Source organism: Methylobacterium sp. Leaf118, from assembly GCF_920984675.1.
Classification (GTDB): domain Bacteria; phylum Pseudomonadota; class Alphaproteobacteria; order Rhizobiales; family Beijerinckiaceae; genus Methylobacterium.
The window spans coordinates 37267-43782 of sequence record NZ_CAKLBV010000042.1; the positions used below are offsets into that span (position 1 = coordinate 37267).

The following is a 6516-nucleotide window of genomic DNA, read 5'->3' on the forward strand; positions in this document are numbered from 1 at the left end:
CGTCACGGCTTCACGACCGCGGGGCGGGGCCCGCCCGCCCGCCCGCCGCGGCGCGCGGCGGCGTCGTAGAGCTGGCCGCGATACTCCTCCGCCACCCGCTGCGCGTCGCGGCCCGTGCGCACCACGACGGGGCGGATGAACACGACGAGCTCGGTGCGCTCGGCCTCGTTGTCGGTGGAGGAGAACAGCTCGCCCACATTCGCCAGCCGGCTCAGGAACGGGATGCCGTCGCGCCCGCGCTTGTTGCGCTCCTGGATCAGGCCGGCGAGGAGCACCGTCTGGCCGTTGGGCACCGAGATCGTGCTCGCGACCCGCCGCTTCGAGATGGTGGGGGTGAGGGTCTTGATCGTGTCGGCGACGGCGGAGATCTCCTGCTCCACCTGCATCGTCACCGCGCCGTTCTGGCCGATCCGGGGGATCACGTTGAGGATGATGCCGGTGTCGCGCATCTCGACCTGATTGACGAGGGGCGCCCCGGGCACGGCCACGCTGGTCGCCTGGGCCGTGGTGATCGGCACGGTGTCGCCGACCTGAAGCGTGGCGGCTTGGTTCTCCAGCACGACGAGCGAGGGCGAGGACAGGATCTTCACGTCGGTGAAGCCGTCCAGCGCCGAGATCACCACGTCCGGTCCGGAATAGCCGCCGACGAGGAAGTTGAAGCCGGCGCCGCCGGGGGTCAGCTTGTTCATCGCGCCCCCGCCCAATCCGGCGGCGGCGCTGAGGAGACCGATCGAGCCGCGGTTCTTGTCGAGACCGATCCGGTTCGAATCGAGGAAGTACTGGACGCCGTATTTGAGCTGGTCGTTCAGCCGCACCTCGGCGATGGTGACGTTGACCGCGACCTGGACCGGGGTCGCGTCGAGCCGCTGCAGGGCCGCGTGGATCTTCCGGTAGGTCTCGCCGTCGGTGTAGGTCACGACCGCGTTCTGGGCCGGGTCGGCGCTGATCGAGACCCGCCGGGCCCCCGAACCCGAGCGCTGGGTCAGGTCGAGGCTGCCCCCGCCCATCATGCCGCCACTCTCGCCGTAGCCGCCGCCCTGGCCGGCCTGATCGCCGAAGGCCGAGGCGAAGCGGGCCTTGAGCAGATCCGCGCCGTTGCCGCCGTTCTGGTTGAGCCCGCCGCCGCCCGCGCCCATGCCTCCCGACCCCGCGCCGCCGAGGCCGGTAGCGCCGGACGAGAGCCCGCCATCGGCTCCGCCGCCCAAGGCCCCACCGAGCCCTCCACCGAGCCCCCCTCCCAGGCCGCCCGCGCCGTTCTGGCCCGAGAGGCCGGAGCGGGCGCCGCCGAGCCCGGCGGAGGGGCCGGTGCCGAGCCCGTTCGTCATCCCGCCGCCCCCGCCGCCGAACAAGTTGTTGACGACGCGGGCGAGTTCCACGGCGTTGCGGTAGCGGGCCTTGTAGACGAACACCGTCTCCTCGGCGGCCTCCGCCGTGCCGTCGAGCTCGCGCACGAACCCTTCCGCGCGGCGCAGGAGGCCGGCATTCTTCGAGGTCGCCAGCACGGCGCGCAGGCGCCCGATCGGCTTGAACTGGATCAGCCCCTGGCCCGACCCGTTCTCGCCCGTATCGAACAGCTGGGTCAGCTCGGCCACCACCGCCTCGGGCCGCGCCCGCTTCAGCTCGAACAGGCTCACGGTTTGGCCGCGCATCCAGTCGGCGTCGAAGGCGAGGATCGCACTCACCGCCTCCTGCCGCTTCGGGCCCGGGCCCTTGACGATCATGGTGTTGCGGGTGGCATCGAAGCGCAGGCCGTCGGCATCGGCCACGAAGCCGGAGACGAGCTTGGACATCGTCGTCGCCGAGACGTAGCGCAGCGGCACCACCGAGACGCCGTAGCCGGGCCCGCCCGATCCGAGGCTGACGCTGCCGAGGCTGGCCGCCGCCGGCACGATGCGATACCCGGCGCCGGCCCGACTCATCGAGAAGCCCTGGCCGGCGAGCACGCTCTCCAGCGCACCGAGGAGTTCGGTGCGCGAGAGCGGCCGGGGCGAGGAGATCGTGATCTGGCCCGAGACGTCGGCGCCCATGGTGTAGTTGAGGCCGAGCGTGTCGGAGAGGATGGCGTGGACGACGTCCTTGATCTCGGCCCGCTCGAAGTTGAGGCGGAAGCCGCCCCCGTTCGCCGCATCCGGCGCCGGTCCGCCGCCGATCTCGACCGCCTCCGCGGACTCGCCGAGACCGGTGCCCGCGGTGCCGTCCACGTCGTCGGGGCCGAAATAGCGGCTGCGCCCCACGCCCCGCGCCGGGCGGGTGACGGCATCCGCCGCCGGGCGGGGCGCGGCGGCGCGCCCGGACCGCGCGCCGTCCCGGGCGGTGAGATCCATGGCGACCTCCGGCCCGGTCAGGCCGGTGCGCGGCAGCGTCTGGCTCGAGGCCGGCATGACGCAGCCCAGCACCAGGAGCAGGGAGGAGATCAAGGCGCGCCGGAGCGGGTGCATCGGGAACTCGGAAGAGACCGCGGATCAGAAGCTTATCGACCCAGATCGATCCTGCCCACGCGAGCCTTTCGACCCTTGAGCGCTTTCGACCCCCGAGTGCTCGTTATGACACACAAAATGGTCAATTCGGATTAACCATCCGAGCATTGATGAACCGATACCGGTACATTTCCCGCACCCCGTTCGCCCCGGAGACCACCGGAGGGCTTCAGGGGGCCCGCCCGGTTGCCTCGACCGGCGGTCGTCCGCCCGCCGCGGGCGGCGGGGCGAACAGGCGGTAGGTGTGGGCGCGCGCGCCCTCGCGCAGCACGATCCGGTCCGGGGCGATCTGATCGACCCGCCAGGACTCGACCGGATCGCCGACCCGCAGGCTCGTCGAGCCCCCCTCGTGCCGGCTGACGAGCGCCACCGCCCGGTCGACGCCCGCGACGATCCCGACGAGGCGCAGGTCCGGCGGCGGGCTTTCCGGCGGCGCCTCGGCCGGGAGCGGCGGCGCGACGGCCGCGGGCGGATCGGGGCGGCGGCGCAAGGGCGCGAAGAGCGGGCGCTGCCGGAAGGCGCCGAGATCCTGCAGCGCCATCCGGCTCAAGGGGTTGGCCGAGGGCGCGACCGCCACGTGGGGAAGGCCCGGCTCGGGCGGCGCGGGGTGCAGGGCGGGATCCGCCTCCACCGATGGCGGCGCGGCCTCCACCAAGGGCGGCGCGGCCTCCATTAAGGGCGGCGCGGCCTGCACCCGCCGCAGGACCTCCGGCGGGTGCATCCGGGCCGGCCCGCCGAACGGACTTCCGGCAAGGCCGGGCGCGGCAAAGGCCGGGATCGCGGAAAGGACCACGAGGCGCGCGATCCGCGGTCTCACGAGCGGCCCTCCCGGCGGTGACCGCGCACGGCGAGCGCGACCCGCAGGCCCGGATGCGGCTCCTCGCCGACGCCGCGCCCGGCCTGCTGGGTGCGGATCGTGATGGCCTCGACGGTGAGGAGCGGCATCCCGGCCTCGACGGCGGCCAGCAGCGCGAACAGCCCGTCATGGTCGATGTCGAGGCTCGCCCGCAGCAGCACGCTGCGGCCGTCATCGGCCTCGTCCTCGCCGCGGGTCTCGATCAGGCGCCCGCCGGCCCGGTCGATCAGGGCGCTGAGCCGGCGCTGCAGCTCGGCCCGGGCGAGGCCCGGGGCGGCGGCGTCGAGGTAGACGGACGACGGTGCCTCGGCCCCTTCGGCATTCCGGGCGCTGCGCTCCGCGGCGAGGCGGCGGATGCGCGGCTCGATTCCGGCAATCCGGGCGCGGGCCTCCTCCGTCGCGGCGGCGGCCTCCTGCCACGCTAGAACCTGGCTCACCGTCCCGGCCGCCAGCAGCAGCGGCAGGCCGACGAAGACCGCGAGGGCGGCGGGGCCGAGCCAGCGCCGGGCGGTCTCGCTCGAGGGACGGCTCATCGTCCGGCCTCCCGCTGCGGGCCCTGGGCCCGGCCGGCGACGATGTCGAAGGCCTCGCGGCGCTCGGCGTCGCGGATCACGGGGGCGGCGAAGCGCACGGCGGTGAGCCCGCCCTGCCCTTCGAGCAGGCCGATCAGGGCGGCGGCATCGTCCGAGCGGCCGATGAGGCGAACCTTGCCGCCATCGGCATCGAGTTCGCGCAGCACCGTGCCGTCCGGGAGGGCCGCGCTGAGGCGGTCGATCAGGACGAGGCTGCTGGTCTCGGGCGTCTTGGCCGCGATCAACCCCGCCTCGCGCCCGCCCGTGCTTCCGGTCCGGGCGGCGAGACGGGTGCGCAGGGCCGCGAGATGGGCCTCCACCTCGGCCCGCTCGGCCTCGGCGGAGGCCGCGAGCAAGGTGGCGGCGAGGCAGGCCGGCCCGAGAAGCGCGAAGACCAGCACCGCCCCCCGGGCGACCCGCCGGCGCAGGGGGCTCGCCACCCCGGCACCGGGGCGGCCGCGGGCGAGGTCGATCGCCAGCGGCGCCGCGAGCGGCGTGGCGGCGCTGCCGATCGCCGTGGGCGTCAGGCCCGCCGCCGCCAGGGCGTCGAGATGGGGCGCGACGAGGTCGGCGGAGGTGGCGAGCAGGTCGACCGCGAGGGTGCCATCGGGCCCGGCCGGCTCCGGCACGGCGTAGCCGTAGAGCACCGCCTCGGGCCGCCAGGGCGTCAGGCGCTCCAGCCGATGGGCGAGGATCGGGCCGAGATAATCGCGGCCCGCATCGGGCAGGCGCAGGGTCCGCGCCAGGAACTTGTCCGGCGGGAGACGCAGCTCCAGGGACCGCCCGGCAAACCCCTCGGGCGCCGTCGCACCGAGCGGGCCGAGCCCGCGCACGCGCCCGTCGCGCACCTCGTAGAGGGCGAGCCCGTCCGCCTCCGCGACCGCGATGCGCCGGCTGCGGTCGAGGAAGCGCCCGACCCGCGGCTCCAGCGCCGCCGTGAGGGCGTCGAGCAACAGCCCGATGGCGGCCCCGACCCTGCGGCCGAGGGGCGAGCCGCCGAGGCGCGCCTTCAGCGCCGCGGCCTGCGCGGCGACCTCGGCCTTGGCCCGTCGCAAGGTGGCCGCCACCGCCCGCCCCTCTAGCCGGTGATCCGCATCACCTCGTCGAGGGAGGTGAGACCCTGCCCCGCCTTGGTGATGCCGTCGTCGAGCATGGTGGTCATGCCGGCGGCCCGCGCCGCCGCCAGGATGCGGGCCGGATCGGGCTCGCGCCGCACCAGCGGTTCGAGCGCGGCCGTGACCGTCAGCACCTCGAACACGCCGACCCGGCCGCGATAGCCGGTGCCGCCGCAATGCGGGCAGCCGCCCGCCTTGAAGAAGTCGCGCCGCTCCGGCGCGGGCGTACCGCGCCGGGCGCAGAGCTCGGCCGCGGCGTCCACAGCGCTGGGATCGGGCACCCGGCATTTCTCGCAGAGCCGCCGCACCAGCCGCTGGCCGAGCACGCCGCGTAAGCTTGCCGCGATCAGATACGGCTCGACGCCCATATCGGCGAGCCGCACCACCGCGTCGGCGGCGGTGTTGGTGTGGAGCGTCGTGAGCACGAGGTGGCCGGTGAGCGCGGCCTGAATGCCGATCGCCGCGGTCTCCCGGTCGCGCATCTCGCCGACCATGATGACGTCGGGGTCGTGGCGCAGGAACGAGCGGAGCGCGGTCGCGAAGGTCAGCCCGATCTGCGGCTTCACCTGCGTCTGGTGGATGCCCGGCAGCTGGTACTCGACCGGGTCCTCCACGGTGACGATTTTGCGCGAGGGGTCGTTCAGCATCGAGATCGCGGTGGCGAGGGTCGTGGTCTTGCCCGAACCCGTCGGCCCCGTGACGATCAGGATGCCGTGCGGCTCGGCGAGCAGCCGCTCCATCGCGGCCTGATCGGGGGCCGACATGCCGATGCGCTTGAATTCCAGGAGCCGCGTGTCCTTGAGCAGGATGCGCAGCACCGCGGTCTCGCCGTAGAGGGTCGGCATCACGGCGACGCGCAGATCCGCCTCCTGATGGCCGACCCGGACGTTGGTGCGCCCGTCCTGCGGCAGGCGCCGCTCGGCGATGTCGAGCCCCGCCAGGATTTTTACGCGTGACAGGATGGCCGGGGCCATATGCTTGGCCAGCGTCTGTTGCGCGCGAAGGTGCCCGTCGATGCGGAAGCGGACGCGCAGATCCTCGCGCCCGGTCTCGATATGGATGTCGGTGGCGCCCTGCTCGACGGCGCGTTCCAGCATCGCGTCGATCGCCCGCACGATCGGCGCCCCGCGGGCGAGGTCCTGGAGCGTCTCGACGTCGTCGGACAGCGCGATCTCGGCCGGGACGTCCTCGGCGACGGGCGCGGCCTCGGCGCCGCCGCGCGCGAACAGCGCCTCGATCTCCTCGAAGGACAGCACCGCCAGGGGCACCGCCCCGCCGAGCGCGAGGCGCGCGGCCTGGATCGGCTCGGCCAGCGAAGGGTCGGCGACGAGGAGGAGCGGGCGTCCGGCCTCGGAGACGGGATAGAGGAAGGCCTCGCGCAGGAAGCGCCGGGACAACCCGTCGAGGAGATGGGGCAGGCCGGCGATCCGCCCGGGCTCGGCCCGGGGCAGGCCGTGGAAGGCCGCGACCGCGTCGGCGAGGTCGCCGGCCGGCAG

General features: G+C 74.4%; 5 protein-coding genes. All 5 read right to left on the reverse strand.

Going from position 1 to position 6516, the window contains the following annotated elements:
* Positions 1-2: 2 nt before the first annotated feature.
* Positions 3-2438, reverse strand: a complete 2436-nt coding sequence (gene gspD / locus LW587_RS16690) for a type II secretion system secretin GspD (RefSeq protein ID WP_232630723.1) — start codon at positions 2436-2438, stop codon at positions 3-5.
* Positions 2439-2646: 208 nt separating this feature from the next.
* On the reverse strand, positions 2647-3294 hold the full coding sequence (locus LW587_RS16695; protein WP_232630724.1) for a hypothetical protein: 648 nt from the start codon (positions 3292-3294) through the stop codon (positions 2647-2649).
* Positions 3291-3866, reverse strand: coding sequence for a type II secretion system protein GspM (gene gspM, locus LW587_RS16700; RefSeq protein WP_232630725.1), 576 nt, complete (start codon positions 3864-3866; stop codon positions 3291-3293). The genes LW587_RS16695 and gspM overlap by 4 nt, the downstream gene beginning before the upstream one ends.
* Positions 3863-4972: a PilN domain-containing protein gene (locus LW587_RS16705; protein ID WP_232630726.1), complete on the reverse strand. Its 1110-nt coding sequence runs from the start codon at positions 4970-4972 to the stop codon at positions 3863-3865. The genes gspM and LW587_RS16705 overlap by 4 nt, the downstream gene beginning before the upstream one ends.
* A gap of 11 nt (positions 4973-4983) precedes the next feature.
* On the reverse strand, positions 4984-6516 hold a 1533-nt coding region (locus LW587_RS16710; RefSeq protein ID WP_232630727.1), incomplete at its 5' end, for a GspE/PulE family protein.

Bases quoted from the DNA above. Each gene is read 5' to 3' on its own strand.
- gspD (WP_232630723.1), bottom strand. From the start codon at position 2,438: ATGCACCCGCTCCGGCGCGCCTTGATCTCCTCCCTGCTCCTGGTGCTG.
- gspM (WP_232630725.1), bottom strand. From the start codon at position 3,866: ATGAGCCGTCCCTCGAGCGAGACCGCCCGGCGCTGGCTCGGCCCCGCC.